Below are 23,917 nucleotides of genomic sequence, written 5' to 3'. Positions count from 1 at the left end.
GCGGCCCTTTTTGATGAATTGTGGGTTAGGGAGCGTACGGATTTGTCCGGAATAACCTACGCACTGGGTGCCCCATCCATCGCACATCGGGGTCCCCGACGAACCTTTGTTCGTTGGGGTGAGAGCGCGATGGGTGGGATACGGCACACCAGACATTGCCCTCAGCGGTTAAAACCGCTTTCTTTTGCTAGCGGATACGGGACGGCTGAAGCCGTCCCCTTAAGCACGGCATTCGCGCTACGCGCGAACGAAAACGGGGCAGCAAATGCCGCCCCGTTTAGTTAATTGTGCGTTTAGAGCACCTACTGATTTATTTGGGGTTTGTCCCATCCATCGCGTTGCGATGGATGGTGGCCCAGGACATAGGTTGTTTTGAGTTTTCGACCCACCTGTTAGAAACGGACGATTGCTACCCATTGCCAGACCCGTGGCTGGTTGGCCTGCGAGGTTACCTGGCCGAAGGCCGTGTTGGTCCAGTCGGTACTCGGAGTCGAGTAGACCGGATGGTTCAGCAGATTGGTCGCCTCTGCACGGAACTGGAGCTGCAGCGGCTCATAGAACCGCGCCAGCGAGAAGTTCCGCTGCAGCGCCATATCCCACTGGTTGAGGAAGTCGGCCCGCAAACCACTGAAACGAATCGGGAAGGTGCGGACCTGGTACTGGTTCGGAGTCGCGCTCGTGTCAATGCCGCTGGTTTGCGTGCTGGTCGTCTTCGTCACGAAGCTATTGATATTGAACCAGTAACCGGCCACACCGGCTGCCTGCGCCGCCGCCGAAGCCTTGTATCCGCTGCGGCCCCAGGCCGCATCCACCGGATTCGTGCCCTTGTACAGCGGGCTGTTGCTGGCCGGGGCAAACGACAACGGCTGCCCGCTCTGCACCTGGTAGACACCCTGCATCTGCCATCCGCCGACCAGGGCGGAGACAAAGGCGTTATCGTGCAGATACTGCCGCCCGCGGCCGAAGGGCAACTGGTAGATGCCTGAGGTGGCGAAGCGGAAGGTGCGGTCGTTGCTCGAGGTTCCGTACCACAGGCTGGAGTCGGAGTTGTTCAGGTACTGCGTCGCATCGAGCGACTTCGACCAGGTGAAGGCCGAGGTGAACGAGGCTCCATTGGAGAAGCGCCGCAGCAATTGTGCCTGCAGCGAGTGATAGATGGACATGCCGTTCGTCATATACGCCGTCACACCGGTGAACTCCGGATAGGGACGCACAAGCTGCGAGACAGCAACCGTCTTTCCGGAACCCAGAGAGACCGTCGTGGGAACGATGTTCTGAAACGGATTGGTCACCGTCGCCGACATCTTCGTCGTTGCATCCACGTCATAGCCGTTGGTTGCGGTGGAGAGATATTGCTTTGGCACCGGATCGAACTCCTTGTTCACCGGCAGATGCACTCCATGGTTGCCGACGTAGTCGACCGCCGCCAGCCAGGAGCCGAAGGCACGCTGGAAACCGAAGCTCCAACGCTGGTTATAGGGCATCTGCGGATTCCTCGGCTGGAAGGTGACCGAGTTGCCGAGGAACGTCTGCATGCCGAGCGAGTTTCCGGTCGGCTGCGCAATGCCGGAGGGGAACGGGTTGGAGATCGGCGCGGTGAAGGTCACGTTATCCGTGCTCGCAGACTGCGAGGTGGTCGCGGTGAAGCCCTGTTGCGGCAGCAGGAAGGTAGAAGTCGATCCGGCGTTGCCGCCCGACAGGTAGAAGGTGCTGAGCGAGTCGGCAAAGAGGCCGTAGCCGCCCCGCATCACGGTGTTATTCATGAAGCGCCACGAGAACCCAATACGAGGCAGCAGCATCAGCTTCTGTGCGTCGTAGTCTTTGCGGTCGAGGCCCTGGTCACCGAGGAAGCGAAGACCGCCGTTAACCGTCCAGGCTGAAGCCGCCGGCAGTGTCGAGTTCGAGCTCGCAATGGTGGCGTACTTCGCCTGTGCCGCCGCTGCGATAGGATTCGCCGTGTTGAAGTCGAAGTAGGTGTTCGCCTTCTGGTTGCGCTCACTGTTCGGACCCTCATACTCGTAGCGCAGCCCCAGGTTGATGGTCAGGTTCGGCAACGCCTTGAAGTCGTCGTGGAACCAGCCGGCCATGTAGTTTGACCGCACTGCCAGGTCAGAGTTGATGGTGACGGCCGAAGTATTCGGCAGGCCCATTTCAAACTGTGCAAGCGAGTAGTCGATGCTCGCCGAGCCGCCGCTGGTTGACTGCGTGTAAATGCCGGAGTGCTGATAGCGGCCGTTCGACTGCGTCGTGATACCGGCGTTCACGTTGTACATCCGGTACTCATAGCCGGTACGCAGGAAGTGGCGTCCCATCGTGCGGGAGATCTGCACCGAACCCATGGTGATGTCGTTGTGTGAGATCACACCATTATCCGAGTTCAGCGACTGGTATCCGGTGATGTCCAGGCGCGGGAAGGCCTGCGCATTCGGTCCGAGACCGTTGACCAGATAACCAGGCATACCGATCGACGTCGCATTCAAGATGCCCTGTGACGGCACGACGTTCTGGTTCACAAAACGCGTCCATGAGAGACGGGCTTCGAGCACGGTGGTCGGCGAGAGCACGAAGGTATATCCCATCGCAGCGCCCTTGTTCTGGTAGGTCAGCGTTGTTCCGGAGACCTGACCGAAGTAGGCGTTCTTGCCCGGCTGCAGGCGCCGGCTCTGCACATAGTGGCCATAGATCGACTGCCGGTTCGAGATCGCGACATCGCTGCGGACAACGTAGGCGTAGTAATAATCCGGCTCGGCGCCGGCGTAGGAGTAGTTGCTGGCTCCCGCCGGATCGCTGCTGGCCGTATTCGGCGTCGGGTAATACTTCAACGCTGCCGCTGCAATGGGGCTGATGCGCGAGCTGGGAATGATGTTTCCCGGGAACGGATCGCGCACTACTTTGCTGTTCACCGTGCGGCTGGAGTACGGATCGTAGAGCTGATACTTCGGCAGCAGCGCCGAGAAGTCTCCGTTGCGGAAGGCACTGGGAGGCACGCCGAAGGTCAGCACGTTCGGCGTCGCGGCCCGTGAGTGCTCCCAGCCGGTAAAGAAGAAGGCGTGGTCACGCCACACCGGGCCGCCTACCGATCCGCCCTCGCGCAGCCAGACTGCTTTCGCGGTGGGCTGGCTTCCCAGGTGCCAGTAGTTCGCATTCAGCGTAGGGTTCTGGTAGTAGCCAAAGGCCGATCCGTGAAATGCATTCGTGCCCGACTTGAGAGCGACGTTCACGAAGCCGCCGGCAGAGTGCCCCTGCGACGCGTCGTACGACGACGTCTCCACCTTGTATTGGTTGATGAACTCGGTCGAGGGCGTGTAAGCGGAGAGGCGGATACGGTTATCCGGAGCGCCGTCCAGACGGTATTCCAGCGAGTTCAGCACCGAGCCGTTTACCGACACGTTGGCAGTGCCGCTGTCGTAGGTATGGATATTCGGATTCACACCCGAGGGGATGATGCCCGGCGCCAGGTTCTGCAGCGTGAATGGATTGCCGTAGATGGAGGGCAGCTCCTGGATCGACCGCTCTTCCACGATCATGCCCATGGAGCCGGTGGTTTCCTGCAACTGCTGCACGCCGGCGCGCACCTCTACCACCTCGGAGGTCTCGCCGATCTCCAGCGCGGCGTCCTGCTGGTTGGTGGCGTTCACGTCGACCACGGTGTGGATACGCTCCAGCCGCTTGAAACCGGTGCGGTTCACCGTCAGGGTGTAGCTGCCGGGGTTCAGGCTGGGAAAGGTGTAGACACCGTCGTTGTTGCTCTTGGTGGTCTGCTGGACGCCGGTCGCCTCATTGCGCAGCGTGATGGTGGCATCCGGAAGGATGCTTCCGGTGTTATCTGTGATCCGACCAGTAATTGCGCCACGTTCACTTTGGGCGACAACTGGGAGGGTGAATGCCAGAAGAGCGAAGGTCGCAAGAAACGTTTTTATCCTTTGATACATAAAGGGCCTCTGAACAGAAACTCTTGTTTTAGCTGTTTTGGGTATTTTGGGAAACGGACTAATTGGTCAGTCCACTTAGGTCAGCGAGTATCGTGGTTTGTTCCAAATTTTGTCAACAGGAAAAAGAGAGGGCCTTGAAGGGAGGTACTGGAGTAGGAATTATTGAGGACAGCAAGACGGATCGCGCTGAACGCGCGATGATCCCACATCTGCTACGCAGATATAGGGCACCCGGCATGGGTACGTCGAGTTAATCGGGACCCCAGACAGTGACCTCAGCGGTTAAAACCGCTTTCCTTTATGGCTTGGGTACGGGCCGGCTGAAGCCGGTCCCTTAAGCACTACATTCGCGCCATGCGCGAAAAAGCCCTCCCGCGAGCGGGAGGGCTTCGTAAAGCGTTGAATCTGGCGGGCTGCTACTCCATTCCGAGTGCAACCAGGGCGTCTTTCATGGAGGCTGCGGCTTTGGCGTGGGCGCGGGCGGCGCCGGCTTCCAGGATCTCTGTTACCAGGTGGGGGTTTGCTTCGTACTTTGCCCGGCGCTCCTGGATGGGAGCCAGCTCGGCAACGACGTTGTCGGCCAGCCAGCCCTTGCACTGGATGCAGCCGATGCCGGCTGTTGTGCAGCCTTCGCGGACCTCGGCCTGCTTCTCCGCCGGCGAGAAGACCTTGTGCAGGTCAAAGACCGGGCAGACGTCCGGATTGCCCGGATCGGTGCGCCGTACTCGCGCTGGGTCGGTGACCATGGTCTTCAGCTTGGCGCGGATGTCGGCTTCCGACTCGTTCAGCATGAGCGTATTGCCGTAGCTCTTGGACATCTTGCGGCCGTCCAGGCCGGGAAGCTTTGGCGAGGGAGTCAGCAGCGCCTGCGGCTCCGGGAAGGTCAGCTCAATCAGGCTGTTGGCCGAGACCTCAGCCTTGATCCGTTCCTTGTCGGACTCCGCCTGTGCGATCGCCTCGCTCCAGCGTGAGTCGTACAGCTGGTTGAAGCGCCGCGCCACCTCGCGCGTGAGCTCCACGTGCGCCACCTGGTCTTGCCCGACCGGGACGAAGTCCGGCTTGTAGAGCAGGATGTCAGCAGCCTGCAGCAGCGGATAGCCCAGGAACCCATACGTCGCCAGATCCTTCTCGCGAAGCTGCTCCTGCTGGTCCTTGTAGGTGGGCACGCGCTCCAGCCAGCCCAGCGGGGTAAACATGCTGAAGAGCAGGTGCAGCGAAGCATGCTCCGGCACATGCGACTGCCGGAAGATGACGCACTTCTCCGGATCGAGACCGCCGGCGAGGAAGTCCAAAGCGACCTCGAAGCACTTCTCTTTCACATTGCCTGGATTGGCATAGTCGGTCGTTAGAGCATGCCAGTCGGCGATGAAGAAGAAGCAGTCGTACTGATCCTGCAGGCGGACCCAGTTATAGAGCGCTCCCATGTAGTTGCCCAAGTGGAGCTTGCCCGTAGGCCGCATGCCGGAGAGGACGCGGCGGCGCGAATTGCTGACAGAGGTTTCGGCCATGATTGAAAAGATGATGGTAAATCAGCGTTAGAGCATTTTCCCTGTAGGTGTAGAGTAGGGCTTCGGCATCTATGGGCGTTTTCCGCAATGAAACGCCGCTGCACACCCTTCCGGCATACCCAGCAACAGGGAAAACGCTCTACATGCCCAGCAGCAGGCTGTTGAAGGTGCCCAGCAGCGGGTTCAGGCCGATGGAGATCAGCCGGCCGCCGAGAAACATCAGGATCAGGATGGAGAACATACCGATGCGGTCGTAGGTCTCCAGCACCGAGTAGGGAAGGAAGTGCCGCAGCACCTTGCTGCCATCGAGCGGAGGCAGCGGAATCAGGTTGAAGACAAATAGCGACAGATTGATCAGCACGCCGAAGTAGAGCAGCAGCGCAATGGGAAACAGCGCCGGCAGCCCTTCGGTCGATGCCTGGGGAATGCGGAACGCCACCATCACCGCCGTCAGGACAGACCGTCCGCCGTCTGCCGTTGCATGCTTAATGATCAGCAGCAGCAGCAGGCTTGACGTCGCTACAAACAGATTCGAGGCAGGCCCAGCCAGCGTGACCAGAATGTCGTCGCGCTTGTAGTTCTTGAAGTTGCGTGGCGTGACCGGTGTGGGCTTGGCCCAGCCGATCAGCGGCATATGGTAGAACATCGCGATCAGTGGCATGATGACCGAACCAAACGGATCGATATGCTTGACCGGGTTCAGCGTGATGCGTCCCAGCATCCGCGCTGTCGGATCACCAAGGCGGTTGGCCATCCATGCGTGCGCCGCCTCATGAATGCAGAAGGCGAACACGAGAACGACAAATTCGAACAGGATCAGAAGGACTTCTTGATTCATGGATGGCTCTTATTGAGATGGTAGCAGCGCGAGGGAGCCACCACACTGGGTGCCCCACATACGCGCCGCGGGGTCCCGGCGAACTCCGTTCGCTGGGGTGCAAGCTTATGTGGGATATTCGAGCGAAGCTCGAACCGTCTTTTTGTCATTTCGTAGCGGAGCGGAGAAATCCGCTTTTCTACCGGTACTTCTTACTCGGATAAGCCCGGAAAGCGGGTCCTTCGCCTTGCTCAGGATGACAAAAAGCAGTATGGGTTACTTTGCTGTAATCTCGCCGCGCAGGGTTATTGGCTGGCGGTCGTCCAGCACGACACCGCGGCGGATTAGGGTGTTCTCCTCGGCGGTGATGTTGTAGCCGAAGGTCATTCGGATGCCCGAGCAGAGCTCCAGGCCTTTGCCGGCTGAAGCGAAGATGTGACGCGCCAGCATGCAGCGGAACCTCTTTCCCAGCCAGTGATTCAGCCCCAGCGGCGAGCGGTCGAAGGCCTCCCAGAAAAAGAGCAGCGGCTTGCGCGGGTAGAAGCGTGCCGCATCCACCTCCGGCAGCAGCTCTGCCTCGAAGGTGAGGTTGCGCGGGTCCAGCGACTCGATCAGCACATTCATCGGCAGCTCGGTCACCAGCGTGGAGTTCAGGCGGCCGCCGTGCGGCCGTCCCAGGACGATCTGGTGCAGCTCATCGCGCACGATCTCGGCACGGCGCTCATAGCCTTCGTGCCGGGTGAACTCGTCGTTCAGGTGAGCGATCCACTTCTTGAAGATGATCTCTGCTTCGGGCGTCGGTCTGAGGTCGGTCGCTGGCATGGCGGCAGTTTAGAGCATTTTTCCTGTTGCTGGGTATTCCAGGGAGAAGCGTGCAGGGCGTTTTCATTGCGGAAAACGCCCATAGATGCATACGCCCTACAGGAAAAATGCCTTATTCGATTGCGAAGATGGCAGTCACGGTGGCGGCACGCTCCACCTTACGGCTGTTGATTGCCAGCGGTTGGGCCTCCGCCCTGGGAGCGGCAGCCATGGCCATGCGCGCCATGGGAATCGGCCGCGGAATCTGCGGAGCCTCGTTGCTGGCGTAGACCAGTGGTCCCAGCTTCGAATGCAGACCGGCGGCCATCTGCTCAGCGATACGTTGTGCGTGGGCCAGAGCCTTGGCTGCCGCCTGGGCCTCAAGCGCCGACTCGTCTTTCAACTGCCAGTCGATGGCTCCGCTCTGGTTGGCTCCGGCCTTGACGGCTGTATCCAGTACCTTGGCCGCAGACTCCGGTGAGGTCTTCACGATCCACGATTGCACCAGGCGGAAGCGATTCGCGGCGCGGTCTGGAGGCAGCTGCTTGATCTCAAAGTCGTTCAACGGCGAGAGGTTCTGATTCTCGCTCTCGATCGATGCCTTCTCCACGCCGGTAGCGGTTAGCGCCGACATGATGGCGTTGGAGACGCGCGATCCCTCGGCATAGGTTCCCTGCTCATCGCGGCCCAGCACCTGGAAACCTACGTGCACGACGGCCAGATCGGCGTCGGTGGTCACAGAGTCTGTGGCGGAGACCGAGATCGTACGGTTCTCTTTATTGATCTGCAGCGTCGGCGTCTGGGCCAGCGCGGCAATGGTGGCGGCGGATAACAGGACAACAGCGAAGAGGGGGGACTTCATCGGGGTCAAACTCCTTACCTGCCCTTGGACGTCTACTCTTCCTTCTCAGAGAGCAGATCGGCCAGGGTTTCTTTATGTTTCGTCTTGCGGCCTTCGGCCTTTGACTTAGTGTCGGGCAACGCCTGCGAGGGCGGCGGCGTGCCCACACGCTCGCGCGCATTGGCCTTGACCGCCTTGGTCGCCGAGAATACCTGTTTCTTAACTTTTGCCATCACGTACCTTGTTTGCTTTGCCTTCGCGCGAAATTCCCCTGCCGATTATGCAATACTTTGGGTCGCTGGTTGAGGTGCAGCGCCTATGGAAGAGCGCGATTTTTTTAATGAGCGGGCAGAGTCCCGCAACCATACACTTACCTGTCCACACTGCGGCCAAGCCCAGGAATACCAGCTTAACTGGCTGGTCCGCCGCAAGAAACCCGCACTGCAGGGCCGCGCTGACGAGCGCGACCGCGCCCGCTTCGCCAAGGCCCAGAGTTACATGGTGCTGCGCGACGACCTGGTCGGCTGCAAAAATATCCGTTGCCGGAAGAGGTTCGAGGTGACCGGCATCAAGACCATGGCTTTTCTGGACTAGGGGCGTACCCTGTTCGGCTGTGGTTTAATAGCAGACAAGCAAGATTTTCAGGAGACAGGAACGATGGCAAACAAGCTGATCCCGGCCGCGGAACGCAACCTTACCCCGGAAGAGGTGGAGATTCTCGACGCTCGCCGCCGCCGCGGACAGTTGCTGCTGGTGATGGGCGGACAGTGCCTGATCGTCTGCATCGTGCTGACCCTTTGGGCCGGCCAGGATGCCACCTACTCCCCCGGCCTGATCCACCCGATGGTTTACTGGTGCATCCTCACCGGCATCCTTGCCCTGACTTTCCTGCTGAACGGGCTGCGCCTGCGCAAGGGAACCAACGAGTTCCAGAGCTACTAAGCGGTGGGAGCAGCGGGCTTCAGCCCGCTGATAAAGAGATTAAAAGTAAATGGGCTTTAGCCCTGGGTCCTTGTTTTTCAGGAAAAGCCCAGGGCTAAAGCCCATTTCTTTATAAATCCATAGACCGTGGGCTGAAGCCTAATGTCACTTACTTTCCCAACCAAGAGTGGAACAACGGGCTTCTTGAAGCAAATGGAGAGAAATTAGGTTGCCAAACCCTACAGCAGGAACCAAGGCCGGTACCGCTTTCTCAGTGAAAACTAAACTCACATTCATTTCCAGCTCACCCCCTAAGAGTTCCGTAGTGCAATCGGAACGCATTGGAGGCCTCTACTCCTATGGAAACTGAAAAGTAAGTGACATTAGGCTGAAGCCCACGGCTCCCACCTCGAGCTTCGCTCGAATTCCGGGGCTCGCGAATCGCGAGCCCCGTGTCCTTAATACGGAATCGATCTCATCTATCCGTAACGCTACCCGACGGGGTGGCCATTTGCGGCCTATACTTGAGTCTCCACATGTCTTTTCCCTCCATCACCGTGGTGGAAGAGCAAGTGCCCACTGGCAACACCCCGTTGGGCAGCACGGTACGGTTGCGTGACAAGTTCGACCGCGCTATCACCGACCTTCGGCTCTCGATTACCGATCGCTGCAACTTCCGCTGCGTCTACTGCCGCAGCGGGCAGGGTGCGACCCCGGTGCACGAGCTGCCCATGGCCGACTACGCCCGCATCGCCCGTGTCTTCCTGGGGATGGGTATCGAGAAGATCCGGCTGACGGGCGGCGAGCCGCTGCTGCGGCATGATCTGCTCAACCTGGTTGCGGAGCTGGCCGGAATGCGGACCCTCGATGGCGATCGCCCCGATATTGCCCTGACCACCAATGGTCATCTGCTCGCCGAACTTGCCGAGCCGCTTCGCCGCGCCGGCCTGAGCCGCATTACCGTCAGCATGGACGCGGTCGATCCTGAGACCTTTGCCCGCATTACCCGCGTACCTCGCAGCTATGAACGCGTCCTCGACGGCATTCGGGCTGCAAAGGCCGCCGGACTGGCTCCGGTGAAGGTGAACTGCGTGCTCATGCGGGGCTGGAACGACGACCAGATCGAGCGCTTCGCTGACTTTGCCCGCTCGGAAGACGTCATCGTCCGCTTCATCGAGTTTATGCCGCTGGAAGAGGACAAGGTCTGGTCGCGCGATCTGGTGATCCCGCTGGAAGAGATCGTCACTCGCTTGAACAATGTCGGCGACCTCGTGGAGCTTCCTCCTAATTCCGTAAGCGAAACCGCCCGCCGTTACGGCTTCAGCGATCGCCGCGGCGAGATTGGCATCATCGCCCCCGTCTCGCATCCCTTCTGCGGCCACTGCAGCCGCGTCCGGCTTACATCGGATGGTAAGATTCGCACCTGCCTCTTTTCGCAGCTCGACCACGATCTGCATGCAGTGATGCGGCGCGGTGGAACTGATGAGGAGATGTCTTCGTATATCAGGCAGATCGTAGACCGGAAAGAAGAGCGGCATCACATCGGCGACACCGGGTTTATCAAGCCAGCACGCGCAATGGTGCAGATCGGTGGCTGACCGCAGTTTAGGTTGCGATTACTTTCGTTTTGCAACATTTGTGGTGTATTTGCTGTACGTTAGCTTCGGCGGGACTCTCTTAGGTGATTCGACGGCGACAGTTCGAAGTCATTGATGGCGGCCAGATGGATCAGGTCCGCGTCTTCCATGATGTGGCGCGCGCGCTCACGTCGCAACTGGAGCTCGGCGTCATTCTGCGGACCATCATGGACAAGATGGCGCAGTTCTTCGCCCCGGAGCGCTGGTCGCTGCTGATGGTCGACGAAAAGGCCAACGAGCTCTACTACGAGATTGCGATCGGCGAAGAGACGGAATATCTGCGCACGCTGCGCCTGAAGATGGGCGAGGGCGTCGCCGGCTGGGTGGCCCAGAGTAACCAGGCGCTGATCGTGCCCAGTGTGACCACCGACCCGCAGTGGTCGGCCTATGCCCGCCGCCATCCGGAGCTGAACATGCAGTCGCTGGCCTGCGTGCCGATTCAGGCGGACGGTAAAGTGTTGGGGGTCATCCAGTTGATGAACTCCAAGCTCGACCTGATGAGCGAGTACTCGGTCACCTTCCTGCGCATTCTTTGCGACTACGCCGCGATCGCCATTCAGAACTCCCGGCGCATGGAGCTGATCCAGGAGCTGACCATCACGGACGACGTTACTGGCCTGTTCAATGCTCGCTATCTCTACAAGGCCATCGAAGAAGAGGTTCGCAAAGGCCGCCGCAATCACTTCAGCCTGATGTTTATGGACATGGATCACTTCAAGGAAGTGAACGACACCCATGGCCACCTGGTCGGCAGCCGCCTGCTCGCGGAGGTAGGCAACCTGCTGCAGCGCGTCTTCGGCACGTCGAACCCAGCCTTCCGCTACGGCGGTGACGAGTTCGTGGTGCTGATGCCCGGCGTTGAAAAGGAACGCGCTGTCACACTGGCACGCACCATCTATGACACGCTGGGCGAGTCCCGCTTCCTGACCGGCGAAGGGCTTTCGCTACGTGTCCAGGGAAGCCTTGGCCTGGCCACCTTCCCGGAAGACGGTGACACCGTCCACTCCATCATCCGCGCCGCTGACACGATGATGTACGAGGTGAAGAACACTACTCGTAACAATCTTGCTGTGGTGGGGATGGGCCTGCTCTACGATCGCCCGATGCAGACCCCCGAACAACGCGAGGCGCGAGGGACGGCGATTGGGCAGTCGATGGTGACCTAGTTGAATAGTGGAATGGTTGAATAGTTGAATGGTGTTCTTGTCGGGTAGCAATTCCGCGGTCCCACAGACTGTACTCGCAGACAAACATTTAAACTCGCCACGACATTGGGTGCCCGATATCCCTCCGGGATATCGGTATTCGAGCGAAGCTCGAACCACCATTCAACTATTCAACCATTCCACTATTCAACTTCCCTAGACTGAGCCCATGCCGCCACGAGACTCCGCGGACCAGATAGACCCACAGCAGACTGCCTCGGCCATCACCGACTTCTTTCAGACCTACCCCCACGCGGCCATCCTCGAGCACGGGGCGCTGCTCTTCGATATGCGCTCTGCTCAGTGGAGCCTGAATACCGATCACAATCGGTGCACGCTTCATCTGTGGAGTGAGGAGCGCAATCTTACGCGACGTGTGTTGTCTGCGGAGGCTCGCAGCAGCGGGCTGCGGTTGAGTGTGCAGCGGTTTGGTCAGCCTAAGCCTACGACGCTGGATCTGGTATCGAAGCAGGAGCGGCGTTTGCCTACCACTCGTGATGCTGCGCGCCGGCAGTATCTGCGGACGCTGGAACGTGTGCTTGTCCGAAACTTTCCTGAGTGGAAACCTGCGGGCTTCAGTACTGCCATGGATCTGGAACGCAGTTTCGGACCTGCATATGCACGCGGCGTGATCACGCGCGGGCAGCAGGCATGGGCGGTGCTTGGGGTTGGGCCGGAGGAGTCGGCGCAGACCATCGATGGTGTGCTGACGCTGGGCATTCTGTGGCTGCAGCTCTGCCGCGAGCGTGCGATGGGGAAGCATCTCTTTGCCGGGCTTCGCATGGTTGTTCCTGCAGGCACAGCGGCGCTGACGCTGGCGCGTATGGCTTGGCTGAATCCGCGGATTGCGCAGTGGGAGCTGTATGAGCTTGATCCTCGTTCGGAGGAGCTGACCCAACGTGAGCCTGCCGATCACGGCAATCTGAAGACGCGGCTGATCCATGCTCCGAATCCTGACACTACGCGTTTTGATGTTGCAATCACGAAGGTGATGGAGCTGGTTCCGGCTGAGGCGCGTGAGCTTGTGGAGCAGCGGCTGCGCTCTGCGACAGAGCTGGCATTTCTGCTGCATGGTCTGGAATTCGCGCGGGTTGTGTTGCGAAGTGCAGCGAACTCTTTCGCGCACACGATGGAGATCACGGTTGGCGCGGGTGCGAATGAGACCGTCCTTGAGGATGCAAACCGTGAGTCACTGCGTGCGTTGGTTGGCGAGCTCTTCCAACGGCGCAGGGCTGAGGGTGACAGCAACGATCCGCTGTTTCGAATGCAGCCGGAGCGTTGGATGGAGTCGCGCTTGCGGACCAGCCTGCCGCTGATGGATGAAGCCTTGCGGGTTTCGCCTGTCTATACGCAGGTGCCGGCGTTTGCGGCTACGGATCGGGGCATGCTCGATCTGCTTGGAGTCACCAATGGCGGGCGGCTAGCTGTGCTGGAGTTGAAAGCGGATGAGGATCTGCATCTTGCGTTGCAGGCGCTTGATTACTGGATCCGCGTGCGCTGGCATGCCAGGCTTGCTGCGCATGAGACGGTGAATCCGCTGCAGCAGCATGGATACTTTCCCGGCATGGCGCTTTCGCAGGATGCTCCGCTGATGTACCTGGTGGCTCCGGCGCTGAGGATTCACCCGGCGACGGAGATTGTGTTGCGGCATTTGAAGCCTGAAGTGGAGTGGCATCTGATCGCTCTGGATGAGCATTGGCGTACGGAGATTCGGGTGACGTTTCGAAAGCATTCGCCGAAGGTGTGAGGGGTATTGTTTTCGTTTGTCATCCTGAGCCGCAGGCGAAGGACCCGCTGTCTTCTCCTGCCCTCAGGGGCTGAAGCCCCATTCGTCGGAGGCTCTAAACGGGACGGCTGAAGCCGTCCCCTTAAGCACAAAGCACAACATTCGCGCGTCCGCGCGAACGTCCCATGTCCCCGAGGGACATGGCGCACCCGGGCCGTGACGCACCATTCAACAATTCAACCATTCAACTATCGGAGCCGCAGGCTCCGCCCATCTAAAATCCCTTCATGCATCTTCGCTGCGCTCTGGCGCTCCTCGCCCTTCCTCTCGCCGCCCTGGCCGCCGACAAAAAGACCGCCGCAAAGACTCCGGAGGCGCCGTCTGCGCCGATCCGGCTCTCTGTGGATCTGACCGATTCGTATCGTCATCTCGTGCATGGCACCGAGACCATTCCGGTAACCGCCGGTGCACTCACACTGGAGTATCCGGAGTGGATTCCTGGAACGCATATGCCTGCCGGGCCGATTGCGCAGTTTGCCGGCATCTTCTTTACGGCGAATGGCAAGCCGATTGGTTGGCGTCGTGACGATGTCGATATGTATGCCTTCCACCTGGAGATTCCTGCGGGTGTCAGCGAGGTTGAAGCGAAGTTCGACTATCTCGACTCCACCGATCAGCGCGCGTTTACCAGCAACAACCTCGCGGTGCTGGAGTGGAATACGGCTGTGCTGTATCCGGCAAAGGTTCCGGTGGCGAAGATCAAGGTGACGCCGTCGATCACGCTGCCTGCGGGCTGGCATGGCGGTGGAGCACTGGTGCCTGCGAACACCAGCGGCAACACCATTACGTTTGAGACCACCGATGTGGAGACGCTGGTCGACTCGCCTTATATTGCGGGCAAGTACTTCCATGAGATTGCGCTGGCGCCTGAGTGCACACCGAAGCATTTTCTCGATGTTGCTGCCGATACGGAAGAGGCTGCGAATCTGCCCAAGGCGACCATCGAGGCGGCCAGCAAGCTGGTGCGTGAGACGCGGCCGCTCTATAAGAGCTCGCACTATCGCGACTATCACTTTGTGCTCTCGCTCTCGGACAAGATTCGCGGTGAGGGGCTGGAGCATCATCAGTCGTCGGACAACGGTGTGGAGCTGGATGGCTATAGCAGCCCGGCGATGGCGGTGAGCAATGCCGATCTGCTGCCGCATGAGTTTACTCACTCGTGGAACGGTAAGTATCGCCGGCCGGCGCGGCTGTATCAGCCGGACTACGCTACGCCGCAGCAGGGTGATCTGCTGTGGGTGTATGAAGGCATGACGCAGTACTGGGGCAATGTGCTGGCGGCGCGTGCGGGCTTCTGGACAGCGGAGAGCTATCGCGATGCGCTGGCGTCGTCTGCCGCGTCGCTGGATACGCGGCCGGGCCGTTTGTGGCGCAATACGGAGGACACGGCGATTTCGGCGCAGTCGATCCGAGGTGGATCACAGGCGTGGGTGACCTGGCGGCGGTCGCAGGACTACTACCCGGAGGGTGAGCTGATCTGGCTGGACGCCGACACCATCATCCGCAAGCTGACCAACGATCAGAAGTCGTTGAACGACTTCGCGGCTATGTTCCTTGGAGTTGGCGGCGATACTCCTGCGAAGGTGCTTCCGTATGAGTTCGATGAGTTGGTGAAGGATCTCAACCAGGTCGTCGCGTATGACTGGGCGAAGTTCCTGAAGGATCGCATTCTGTCGCATGGGCCTGGAGATCCGTCGATCGAGGGCCTGGCGCAGGCTGGCTACACGCTGGCCTACACGGACACGATGTCGTCCTATCAGCGCGGCGGTCTGGGCCGCCGCGGGACGGTGGATGCGCTTTACTCGCTTGGCTTCCGGGCGAATCGCGAGGGCGTGATCAGCGATGTCTATATGGACTCAGTCGCGTACAAGGCGGGCCTGGGGCCGGGAATCAAGATTGTGGGTGTGAACAGCACGGCGTTCTCCGGCGACGCGTTGTATGGAGCGATCAAGGCGGCGAAGGGGACGGACAAGGCGATCGATCTGCTCGTGGCGATTGGGAACGATCTGAAGACGATCTCGCTGAGTTATCACGATGGGGAGAAGTATCCGCATCTGGTGCGGGCAGAGGGATCGCCGGCGTATCTGGATGAGATCATCAAGCCGATGGTGAATTAGCGTTCAGTCGATGATGAATAACGACACTGGGTGCCCCAGGTCCCTCGGGGACCTGGGCATTCGCGCTCCGCGCGAACCGTTTTGCTTAAGGGCACGGCTTTCAGCCGTGCCGTACAAAGTTCAACAAAGCAAGCGGCTTCAGCCGCTGAGGTCAATGTCTGGGCTTTGTAATACCGCCCTCAGGGGCTGAAAGCCCCTTTCCTAAGGGCCCCGGAACGGGACGGCTGAAAGCCGTCCCCTTAAGCAAGACAATTCGCGCTCCCGCGCGAATACCCAGGTCCCAGAATCGGGACGCGTCACCCCAACGAACAAAGTTCGCCGGGGACCCCACGCCGGGGCACCCGGTGTTGTGGCTCACTTAGCGGTTACTTCCCCACACTTGAGGCACTCGAAAGACTTTCCGATCCACTCCGCTCGGCCTTCCGGCGTCACCACCCACTCCCGCATTTGCCAGGGCGGATCGTGCCGCACATGCCGGGTATGGCCGCACTCCAGATCGGCTACCCAATGCCCTCATCATCCTGATGAAACCCGACAATCGCCCGATGCACGCCCATACGCTCCACCCCACTAGGGCCTACTATTCAACCATTCAACAATTCCACCATTCAACCTGCGGGCGCCGCCCGCAGTAAGATATTCCTGATGGCAAACACAGTTTTTTGCGCGAAGTACAAGCAGGAGATGGAGGGTCTTGACGAGCCTCCGTTCGATTCTGAACTGGGGCAGAAGGTCTACAAGACTGTCTCCAAGAAGGCCTGGAATGAGTGGCTTGAACGCCAGAAGATGCTGCTGAACGAGTATCGGCTGCAGCCCTGGACGCCGCAGGCACAGGAGTTCCTGGTAGAGCAGATGAACGACTTCTTCTACGGCTCCGGCGGCGAGCTGCCTAAGGAATACGTCGCTCCGGAGCACTAGAGCATTTTCCCTGTGGGTGTCGTCCAGAGCTTCCACAGCATGGGGCGTTTTCCGCAATGAAAACGCCGCTGCTCGACTCTTCCGGGATACCCAGCAACAGGGAAAACGCTCTTAGGGCAGGCCGGAAAGGCCTCCCCTTCGGGGTGTAGTAGACTTAAGAGACAGCGGGCAATAGCCCCAGCGCCGCCCGGCGCAACCCGCTGTCGTACGTAAGAGTCGGGACGTGGCTCAGCCTGGTAGAGCGCACCCTTGGGGTGGGTGAGGTCGCTAGTTCGAATCTAGTCGTCCCGACCATTTTCCTTTCCGCAGTTCCACGCAGACCCATCCAGTCCGAAATCCGTATCGAGTTCTAAGGTGCCTGCTCACGCCCTCACTTGCAGAGCGGACAAGTTTTATCAGGAAGAATCGTAACTGAATTATCCCTCCCAGGAATTACTTGCGTACCCTATTCGTAATATCAGCTGACATACAGTCCGGGTATATAACTACGTGGATGAAAATCTGATGGTCATGGAAGAAGTATTGGTGATAACTTTCCCATACCTCAAATATTTGGAGTGGCAATGTCGAGCAAGAAAGCCGCCTCGAAGTCCAGAAAAACTGTCACGCAAGCCGTTAAGCAAACAAAAAAATCCCTTCGTGCCGAACGTGCTCAAATTGCAGTACCTCACCCCAATCACGAATTCGGCTATAAGCATCACATCTTTATCGCAAAGCTGAAGAGGGGCGAAGTGTGGGCCTTAAATCAGCTAAATTTGCCAGCTAAAGGCCAAATCACACCCCTTTTCGAGATGTGGCCTCCTAATCCAGGGACTGCAATTAAACCCGCCAAACCTCTTACACAACATGTCAGCGATCTACTTGGGATCCTTGCAATAGAATGGGCCAACCTTCCCTGCTATATCGACACCCAGTATCTTCAGGCAGGGGGCGCACCATCTCCAGGCAATGCACAAACGGTATTCGCAACCGCAAGAAACCTAAATGTAAATGCAGTGCCGGTAACATCCCCTTACCACTCCCCGCAGTTTCAACAAGTGATCCGCGACACCATCAAAACCGATGGAAGAGGAGTGATGCTCCGTCTCCCGGTTGCATTTTTCGATCTACCAAATCCTGCAGGCTACCTCGATGGCTTGACTACATTTCTTGAAATTTCTCGAAACGAAGTCGATATCCTGATCGATTTAGCATTCCGGCCAAATGTCATTGAAGTACAGAGTCTGGGAGGATCTTGCTTAAACAAGCTACCGCATATAGGCAATTGGCGGACCGTAACCTTGGCAGCAGGATGCTTTCCTGAATCCATTAGCGATGAACCCGTCGGCACATGGCTTCCATTTAATAGATCAGACTGGAATGGCTGGTTAGCCATATATGGACAACGGCGTAGTGCGAAACTGCGGCTTCCATCGTACGGAGATTATGGCGTGCGCTGCGGCGGAAAACCAAACTTTATACCGAATTCACCTGCGCCAAACATCCGCTACTCTGCACCTCAGACAACATGGGTTCGCAAGGGTCCAAGAACAGCAGGTTCGATGGGTGCAATTTGCGCCGATCTTGTGGCACAGCCACATTTTAGTGGCACGCAATTCAGTCAGGGGGATGCTGATATTGCGGCGAAAGCAGCCATGACAAATCTAACAAATGGTTCTGCCGAGCAATGGATTCAGTGGTGTACAAATCATCATCTAGAGATGACCGCTTCGCAAATCCAGAACCTCCCCTAGCCTTGATCGCATAACGAACCTCGTCACTCAGGAGATGTACTGGAATGCACTTCGCTACGGCCTGAACGACATCTTCAGCAGGGCTGCGTGAAGTCACAATACTATGACCATATTTGCGCAGGACAGTAAGAGCTTCGGTCTTCCAAAGCATTCGCGCAAGTGCGGAGGCATCTTGGGTCGGATTCTTCTTGCTTTTCCGAATGGTTATTAAAACTACTTTTCCGTTGTTATGCTGCGCTCGCTGTAAGCCCCACCACCTGGGAATGACCTTCCGTGCGCTTTCCAATAGCCGCTCGCCACAAACAAGAGTGACATATTGAAAGACCCCCTTGTATGCCTCCACCTGCGCATAAAGGCGTTCCAGTGTGTCACTATCACTTTTGATCTCAAAGGCGTGTAGTGCTCCATTGATGACTGCTACATCCGCGCGAGAGGAATTGCATCCAAATTCTTCGAGAATGAGATCGTGATTCTCATCGCTGTATTCCTGTCGCAGTTCTCTCATGAGAACTTGCCTTATGTCAGAATCACGAGTCACGTAATCTCGCTTTAGCCTAGTCCGTTTTTTCACGTCGGAATTGTACGCCACCGACCTTTCCTTTCAGTTCGCCGACGATGTCTTCTTAGTTTGATCCGCAAATTGCCGCAGCCTCTTCGCTACCACCTTAGATCGAAGCATAGCTGCGATATCTGGCTTGTATTGAATATTCAGCGTTTTCACCTCCGAGCTTAAGACCACGAACAACGTGCCGGGCACGTCTTTCCAATATTTTGCAGGATCGGGTTCATTACTGATAGTTTTCGCTGCGAAGGCAGTTCGCGCATCTAGGAGCTCCTTGCGTTTATATTTCCTGGGGCTCGATAGGGTAATACTGAGGAGCTCTCCGTTTGCCCCGATCGCATACTCCTTTACCTTTCCTTGAAATAAGTCATCGCCTTTAGTCATGACATCTAGCACCATGTAATGTCTAGCAGGAATGAGCATTGGAGATAGAAGAATATGCCAATACGAAATTCGCGGGAGAATCAGAGAAGATATGATGGCTTCTAAATTAGGCCTATCCTTGAGATAACGACTTCTTATAGTCCCATACTTCCACGCAGTTAGCGTCACCAGAAGCGCAGTCAAAATAACGATGGTGTACTCTCTCCAAATCAATGCCCAATTCATTCGGATGAAGATCGATACAGATCTATAGAAGCCCTCACGAAATGAATTGAAAAATGAGTCACTTGAGAGACCAGCATAAAAGGTCCGTACATCTCCCATATTGCCGATGGACCACAGACTCCCACATTTGGCCGCCCAAAGATAGGCCAGTTGCAGAGGGACTAGAGCCCACACGATGGCACGCGATATTTCCTCTCCACGACTTTGCGTCAGAATCCTTCGCGGTGCCACGAATCCTAATATCCAACGCGACGCGAGGTCGGGTCCCAAAACGTACACTGCAAAGAGGAACGTCAGAACAAAGGCAGGCAATTAGACAGTAGCACCCTCAACTTCCTGTAGAAGTTCTGGGGTGATTCTGAGCTCGCCAATGGATGTTGGAATCACAGCGACACCATGCTTTGAAAATTCTGCCAGGAGTTTATCTTGATTTTTCTCCATGTAGTCCAGAATCTCTACGGCAACAAGGTGCTCGTTCTCCGCCATGTTCTCGTCAATCATCCGAAGCATGCGCGTGATCTCTATTCCATTCATTTCATATCCTTCAACCGAGCGACCGGCCAGCGCGCATAACGCGCAGCCTACGCACAGGCGTTACGTAGCGTCAAGTCTAGTGCCGAAATCGGCAAAGCGGCGAAATTTCTTTATATCGGCCTATTCATCAGCACACCTGTTCATTGGATGCATGGCTGCCTAAAACGGCTTTTTGTTCAAGCCTCGACTTCCCACACATTGGAAGGCGCTAGGAATCAACAAGTTGCACCCGCCCTCTACTCTGGCTAAACGGTTCCGCAGAGTGGCAAGGATTCTTTCACTCGCCCCAGTCAAGTAGCGGCAACCTTGTCAATGTGAACAACATCCCCGCTCCCAGCACCGGCACCGCCATCCCCCAACGCAGTGAATGGCTGAAGGCTGAGACCTGGCCTGTCAGCCATGGCAGGGCGGAGGAGGCTACTCCTGCCAGGAAGAAGATGGTGTTGTTCTGGCGGCGGTCCAGGACCTTTGAGAGTAGGGCTGGGTAGAGTGGGCCGAGGCCGAAGCCGGTGCAGAAGGCGCAGGTCAGCATCCAGGCGCTTTGCAGAGGTAGCAGTAAACCTCCAGTGCCGGCGAGGACCAGGAGCGGTAGCCGGCGCCAGCGGGTTTCCAGGTAGCGGTCTGCGCCGGGGAGGAAGGCCATGGCGCGGCTTAGTAGTAGTCCTGCCCAGAAGCAGGAGGGCGCGGCGATCGTGATGGCCAGGCGCATGGCGTAGCGGTCGGCGTAAGTGGAGAGCCAGCCTGAGCAGGCGGCTTCGATGCCGGGGGCGAGGATGGTGGCGATGATCAGTGCCGTGGGGACTCCGCGCAGGCCTTGCAGCATGGACGCGTTGGCGTCGAGACGTGGTGCGGTGAGTTGGGATGCGCTGCTGCCGATTGTCAGCCAGGTTCCCGCCGCATAGATGGCCCAGAAGATGGCGAAGCCAAGCAGCACTGCGCGGGGACTGCCGGTGCGGAGTGCCTGGGTTACTACCGCGGGGGCCAGGAGTGCTCCTACGGCCCATACGAAGTTCAAGCGAACCAGCGCTGCCGCGGAGGCTTGTTGTTGCTTGAAGAGGATGCTGGTTGAGGTCATGACCGTGCCGAGGCCTATGCCCCAGACCAATGCAGGGAGTTGTGGCCAGGTTGTGGTCGATGCCCATAGTGCTGCCGCCACGCATAGCAGCAGGGAGTAGGTGGCGATGAGGCGTTGCAGGGCGCCGCGGACCAACAATGCTCCCACCGCCGCGCCGAAGTAGACGCAGAAGAGCATGGCTCCTGCTCCGCGGTCGGTGAGATGCCAGGCGTGCGTGATGGCGGGCAGCATGGCGCCGGGCATGATGAGGCTTACGCCGGTTGCCCAGAAGCCGAGATAGGTCCACAGTTTGTTGCGGAGTGTCACCTGTGGAAGTGTATGCGGTTGAGGTGAGTCGATGCACTGGGTGCCCCATATCTGCGGAGCAGATGTGGGAGGATCGCAGATGATCCTAGTGGAGAAGCGGATTTCTTCGCTGCGCTACGAAATGACAAAAACAAAAAGTGCGGTTATCCCGGGCACGATCTTGCCCTCAGGGGCTGAAGCCCCTTTCCTTGGGGACGTTCTACGGGACGACTGAAGCCGTCCCCTTAAGCAAGACAATGTGCCCGTTGGGCACATCTGTTTCGCGCGTAGCGCGAAATGAAAAAAGCCCCCTGCGGGATGGCAAGGGAAAGCAGGTCCTTCGCTACGCCCAGGATGACAAGCGACAGCGGGTACTCAGAATTGACAGGCAATAGAAGATGGTTCGCGCGGAGCGCGAATGTAGTGCTTAAGGGGACGGCTTCAGCCGTCCCGTACGTCGCTCCCAAAAGCGGGCTTTAGCCCCTGAGGGCAGAATGATTCGGAAGCTTGTCCTGAGCAACAAAGAGAAGCACATCCTGTGTAGCTTCTGGAAGGATGTGCTTCTCTGAAGGTGAATAGGTGACTACTTGTTGTCTCCATCGTCATGATCACGTTTGAGCTTGAGGAGACGACAGGACATAACAAACCAAAGTAATGGATCGGCTTGTTGCGCGCGAACGTGCACCCGGCTGCGGAATTATAGAGCAGGCCTTCAGCCCTTTAACACCTTGCGGACACCGAAACCTGGGGCGTTGCCCCAGGCTGGTATAGAACGCGCCTTCAGCGCTCAAAAACATTCGAGCTTCGCTCGAACGTCCCAGGTCCCCGAGGGACTTGTCACCCCTACGAACACGGTTCGTCGGGGACCCCGACCTAGGCACCCGGTGTATTGGCTCTCTTACGGTGCGGGGTAGTCCGTGATTTTGGGTTCGATGCGGGGTGGTTGGCCTGCGGAGCTGGTTCTGGTGCTGCCGCCGGTTTGGTTGATGACGTTCAGGATTGCGCCTTTGTCCAGCAGCGCTACCGTGATCATGTGGTGGAACTTTACGCCGGGGGTGTCGGGAACCTCGATGGCGCGGTCCATCACGACATCGGGAAAGCGGAAGACGCTGTAGATGCCCAGGCCCCAGGCTTCGTGTTCGCGGACGTTGTCGGCCACCTTGTACGAGGCCCAGCCTTTGGCGCCTTTTTCATCCGTCCACTGCGGCTGTGTCGGCGGGTCGTAGGGAATTTCGGATTGATAGAAGTAGGTGCGGCCGCGCTCGCCTGCCCACAGCACCTGATACTTCTGGTGGTGCTCGACGAAGAGGCCGTAGATGGTGACGTCGTTGCCGTGCACGACCAGGCCGTAGTTGCTCTGGTTCTTGTCCCAGCCGACGTTGTGGCCGTGGTCGGCGCGCCAGATCCAGGTGTGGTCGACGATGGTGTCGTTGCTGTCGATCACAAGGTTCGCGTCGGTGCGGCCTTCGCCTGCTCCGCCCACGCGGAAGAAGACATCGTGCAGCGAGATCGGATTGGTCTTGTGGCGAAGCTTGCTGCCTTGAGTACCAACATGCAGCAGCGAGGGAGAGACGACCGTGCCCGCATCGAACAACAGGCCGGAGACGGTGACGCCGTCTACGTCGGCCACCGTCATTGCCTCAGTCCCATGCACCTGGCGCAGCGTGGCGAAGCCGAGACCTAGCACTACGGTATTGGCCTTGCGGATCTTGATGGGTGCGTTCAGGTCGTAGTTGCCGGGGAGCAGCAGCAGGTCTTTGCCCTTGTCGAGCGCGGCGTTGATGGTGACGTCGGTATCGCGGTCGGGACGGGCGATGTAGAAGTGGGAGAGAGGAACAGACCTTCCGGCAGTAGCACCCTTCTTCCAGGTAATGCCCGAGGAGTTCTCGCGGATGATTGGGACGCGCACGCTGAAGTTGCCCTTGGCATCGACCTGCAGGAAGGGCTTCTCGCGGACGACAGGCACGGTCGCGACCTTGGTGAAGGGAGGCTTGGGCCACTCGCCTTCAGGTGCGTGTTCGGCGCCAACGAAGACCATGTTCCAGTTTGCGCCGGTCCACTGCTGCCACTCGGTGTTACGCGAGATCCATTGCTGCTGTGTGCCGGAGTCGACGGTGCCGTCGACCGATGAGTCTGAGAGCCAGCCGCCGCTGGCCCAGCCGCGCTTCTGATGCAGCACCATGTTACCCAGCACATGCATGCGCCGCGCTGCAATGGCCTGCGAGACCGCCCACTGCATCGTGCCGCTCGTCGGCACAACCGAGAAGCCCTCGACACCGCGCCAGAAGGTGGTGGTGGCGTTGTTGTTTTTGGAGGCTGCGTCAGCGTGCACGTCGCCGGTTACGCGGACGTCGTCAGGACTCGCACCCAGGCCAAGAACCTGGGTGTAGAAGCCGACAGGAATGTCGAGGTTGTACTTGCCCGGCATGAGCAGGAAGGCATAGCGCGAGCTGCCGAACTCGGCGTGTTGTTGTTCGGTGTAGACCTTGTCGATGGCCTGCTGCATCTCGTCGTGGCTCATCGACGGATTGAATAGTTTTACATTCGGACCAAAGTCGGGGGACTTTTGCTGCGCTACTGCTACGGCAGAGACAAAACCCAGTACTGCACCTGCAATGACTCGCATCTTCATCTGC

Annotated in this window: 18 protein-coding genes, 1 tRNA gene and 1 pseudogene; 9 read left to right on the top strand and 11 right to left on the bottom strand. The window is 58.4% G+C overall.

The window, feature by feature from the left end:
• Nucleotides 1-392 precede the first annotated feature (392 nt).
• The 6 genes from FTW19_RS03660 to FTW19_RS03635 form a co-directional block, all read right to left on the bottom strand.
• A complete protein-coding gene (locus tag FTW19_RS03660) occupies nt 393-3,932 on the bottom strand; it encodes a carboxypeptidase-like regulatory domain-containing protein (protein ID WP_147646380.1) in 3,540 nt (1,179 codons plus the stop codon).
• A 416-nt stretch (nt 3,933-4,348) separates the two neighbouring features.
• A complete protein-coding gene (gene trpS, locus FTW19_RS03655) occupies nt 4,349-5,440 on the bottom strand; it encodes a tryptophan--tRNA ligase (protein WP_147646379.1) in 1,092 nt (363 codons plus the stop codon).
• Between the two features lie 139 nt (nt 5,441-5,579).
• Nucleotides 5,580-6,278: a site-2 protease family protein gene (locus FTW19_RS03650; protein WP_147646378.1), complete on the bottom strand. Its 699-nt coding sequence runs from the start codon at nt 6,276-6,278 to the stop codon at nt 5,580-5,582.
• Between the two features lie 255 nt (nt 6,279-6,533).
• Nucleotides 6,534-7,079, bottom strand: coding sequence for a hypothetical protein (locus tag FTW19_RS03645; protein WP_147646377.1), 546 nt, complete (start codon nt 7,077-7,079; stop codon nt 6,534-6,536).
• Between the two features lie 112 nt (nt 7,080-7,191).
• Nucleotides 7,192-7,920 carry an SIMPL domain-containing protein gene (locus tag FTW19_RS03640; RefSeq protein ID WP_147646376.1) on the bottom strand — a complete coding sequence of 243 codons (729 nt, stop codon included), beginning with the start codon at nt 7,918-7,920 and terminating at the stop codon, nt 7,192-7,194.
• Between the two features lie 32 nt (nt 7,921-7,952).
• Entirely contained in the window at nt 7,953-8,132 is a 180-nt protein-coding gene (locus FTW19_RS03635) for a hypothetical protein (RefSeq protein WP_147646375.1), read from the bottom strand.
• A gap of 85 nt (nt 8,133-8,217) precedes the next feature.
• Between FTW19_RS03635 and FTW19_RS03630 the strand changes: the two genes are divergently transcribed.
• The 6 genes from FTW19_RS03630 to FTW19_RS03605 all read left to right on the top strand — a co-directional run bounded on the left by FTW19_RS03630 (nt 8,218) and on the right by FTW19_RS03605 (nt 15,565).
• Nucleotides 8,218-8,493, top strand: a complete 276-nt coding sequence (locus FTW19_RS03630; protein WP_147646374.1) for a hypothetical protein — start codon at nt 8,218-8,220, stop codon at nt 8,491-8,493.
• Between the two features lie 63 nt (nt 8,494-8,556).
• Entirely contained in the window at nt 8,557-8,841 is a 285-nt protein-coding gene (locus tag FTW19_RS03625) for a hypothetical protein (protein ID WP_147646373.1), read from the top strand.
• A 515-nt stretch (nt 8,842-9,356) separates the two neighbouring features.
• On the top strand, nt 9,357-10,418 hold the full coding sequence (gene moaA / locus FTW19_RS03620) for a GTP 3',8-cyclase MoaA (RefSeq protein WP_147646372.1): 1,062 nt from the start codon (nt 9,357-9,359) through the stop codon (nt 10,416-10,418).
• An 83-nt stretch (nt 10,419-10,501) separates the two neighbouring features.
• Nucleotides 10,502-11,623: a sensor domain-containing diguanylate cyclase gene (locus tag FTW19_RS03615; protein ID WP_246153554.1), complete on the top strand. Its 1,122-nt coding sequence runs from the start codon at nt 10,502-10,504 to the stop codon at nt 11,621-11,623.
• A gap of 208 nt (nt 11,624-11,831) precedes the next feature.
• Nucleotides 11,832-13,409 (top strand): hypothetical protein, encoded by a 1,578-nt coding sequence (locus tag FTW19_RS03610; protein WP_147646371.1) that lies wholly within the window; start codon nt 11,832-11,834, stop codon nt 13,407-13,409.
• A gap of 266 nt (nt 13,410-13,675) precedes the next feature.
• Complete coding sequence (locus FTW19_RS03605; RefSeq protein ID WP_147646370.1) at nt 13,676-15,565, top strand: M61 family metallopeptidase; 1,890 nt, start codon at nt 13,676-13,678, stop codon at nt 15,563-15,565.
• 354 nt (nt 15,566-15,919) lie between these two features.
• Here FTW19_RS03605 and FTW19_RS26080 read toward each other — a convergent pair whose 3' ends face one another.
• Nucleotides 15,920-16,036, bottom strand: coding sequence for a DUF3565 domain-containing protein (locus FTW19_RS26080; RefSeq protein ID WP_246153553.1), 117 nt, complete (start codon nt 16,034-16,036; stop codon nt 15,920-15,922).
• 174 nt (nt 16,037-16,210) lie between these two features.
• Between FTW19_RS26080 and FTW19_RS03595 the strand changes: the two genes are divergently transcribed.
• The 3 genes from FTW19_RS03595 (at nt 16,211) to FTW19_RS03585 (ending at nt 18,216) form a co-directional block, all read left to right on the top strand.
• Entirely contained in the window at nt 16,211-16,483 is a 273-nt protein-coding gene (locus tag FTW19_RS03595; protein WP_147646369.1) for an oxidative damage protection protein, read from the top strand.
• Nucleotides 16,484-16,700: 217 nt separating this feature from the next.
• A tRNA-Pro gene (locus tag FTW19_RS03590) sits at nt 16,701-16,777 on the top strand.
• Between the two features lie 269 nt (nt 16,778-17,046).
• Entirely contained in the window at nt 17,047-18,216 is a 1,170-nt protein-coding gene (locus FTW19_RS03585) for a beta family protein (RefSeq protein WP_147646368.1), read from the top strand.
• Between the two features lie 55 nt (nt 18,217-18,271).
• On the opposite strand, the pseudogene FTW19_RS26390 reads toward FTW19_RS03585, so the two are convergent.
• The 4 genes and pseudogenes from FTW19_RS26390 to FTW19_RS03565 form a co-directional block, all read right to left on the bottom strand.
• A pseudogene (locus FTW19_RS26390) lies at nt 18,272-18,721 on the bottom strand (sce7726 family protein); the annotation flags it as partial.
• 978 nt (nt 18,722-19,699) lie between these two features.
• A complete protein-coding gene (locus tag FTW19_RS03575; RefSeq protein WP_147646366.1) occupies nt 19,700-19,897 on the bottom strand; it encodes a hypothetical protein in 198 nt (65 codons plus the stop codon).
• 301 nt (nt 19,898-20,198) lie between these two features.
• Nucleotides 20,199-21,302 carry an MFS transporter gene (locus FTW19_RS03570; RefSeq protein WP_147646365.1) on the bottom strand — a complete coding sequence of 368 codons (1,104 nt, stop codon included), beginning with the start codon at nt 21,300-21,302 and terminating at the stop codon, nt 20,199-20,201.
• 877 nt (nt 21,303-22,179) lie between these two features.
• A complete protein-coding gene (locus tag FTW19_RS03565; RefSeq protein WP_147646364.1) occupies nt 22,180-23,913 on the bottom strand; it encodes a coagulation factor 5/8 type domain-containing protein in 1,734 nt (577 codons plus the stop codon).
• Nucleotides 23,914-23,917: the final 4 nt, after the last annotated feature.

This window comes from Terriglobus albidus (assembly GCF_008000815.1).
Classification (GTDB): domain Bacteria; phylum Acidobacteriota; class Terriglobia; order Terriglobales; family Acidobacteriaceae; genus Terriglobus; species Terriglobus albidus_A.
Note: the sequence above shows the minus strand (reverse complement) of the source record. Positions and strands in the feature narration are given on the sequence as shown.

Bases quoted from the DNA above. Each gene is read 5' to 3' on its own strand.
- FTW19_RS03660 (WP_147646380.1), bottom strand. From the start codon at position 3,932: ATGTATCAAAGGATAAAAACGTTTCTTGCGACCTTCGCTCTTCTGGCA.
- trpS (WP_147646379.1), bottom strand. From the start codon at position 5,440: ATGGCCGAAACCTCTGTCAGCAATTCGCGCCGCCGCGTCCTCTCCGGC.
- FTW19_RS03650 (WP_147646378.1), bottom strand. From the start codon at position 6,278: ATGAATCAAGAAGTCCTTCTGATCCTGTTCGAATTTGTCGTTCTCGTG.
- FTW19_RS03645 (WP_147646377.1), bottom strand. From the start codon at position 7,079: ATGCCAGCGACCGACCTCAGACCGACGCCCGAAGCAGAGATCATCTTC.
- FTW19_RS03640 (WP_147646376.1), bottom strand. From the start codon at position 7,920: ATGAAGTCCCCCCTCTTCGCTGTTGTCCTGTTATCCGCCGCCACCATT.
- FTW19_RS03635 (WP_147646375.1), bottom strand. From the start codon at position 8,132: ATGGCAAAAGTTAAGAAACAGGTATTCTCGGCGACCAAGGCGGTCAAG.
- FTW19_RS03630 (WP_147646374.1), top strand. From the start codon at position 8,218: ATGGAAGAGCGCGATTTTTTTAATGAGCGGGCAGAGTCCCGCAACCAT.
- FTW19_RS03625 (WP_147646373.1), top strand. From the start codon at position 8,557: ATGGCAAACAAGCTGATCCCGGCCGCGGAACGCAACCTTACCCCGGAA.
- moaA (WP_147646372.1), top strand. From the start codon at position 9,357: ATGTCTTTTCCCTCCATCACCGTGGTGGAAGAGCAAGTGCCCACTGGC.
- FTW19_RS03610 (WP_147646371.1), top strand. From the start codon at position 11,832: ATGCCGCCACGAGACTCCGCGGACCAGATAGACCCACAGCAGACTGCC.
- FTW19_RS03605 (WP_147646370.1), top strand. From the start codon at position 13,676: ATGCATCTTCGCTGCGCTCTGGCGCTCCTCGCCCTTCCTCTCGCCGCC.
- FTW19_RS03595 (WP_147646369.1), top strand. From the start codon at position 16,211: ATGGCAAACACAGTTTTTTGCGCGAAGTACAAGCAGGAGATGGAGGGT.
- FTW19_RS03585 (WP_147646368.1), top strand. From the start codon at position 17,047: ATGTCGAGCAAGAAAGCCGCCTCGAAGTCCAGAAAAACTGTCACGCAA.
- FTW19_RS03575 (WP_147646366.1), bottom strand. From the start codon at position 19,897: ATGCTTCGGATGATTGACGAGAACATGGCGGAGAACGAGCACCTTGTT.
- FTW19_RS03565 (WP_147646364.1), bottom strand. From the start codon at position 23,913: ATGAAGATGCGAGTCATTGCAGGTGCAGTACTGGGTTTTGTCTCTGCC.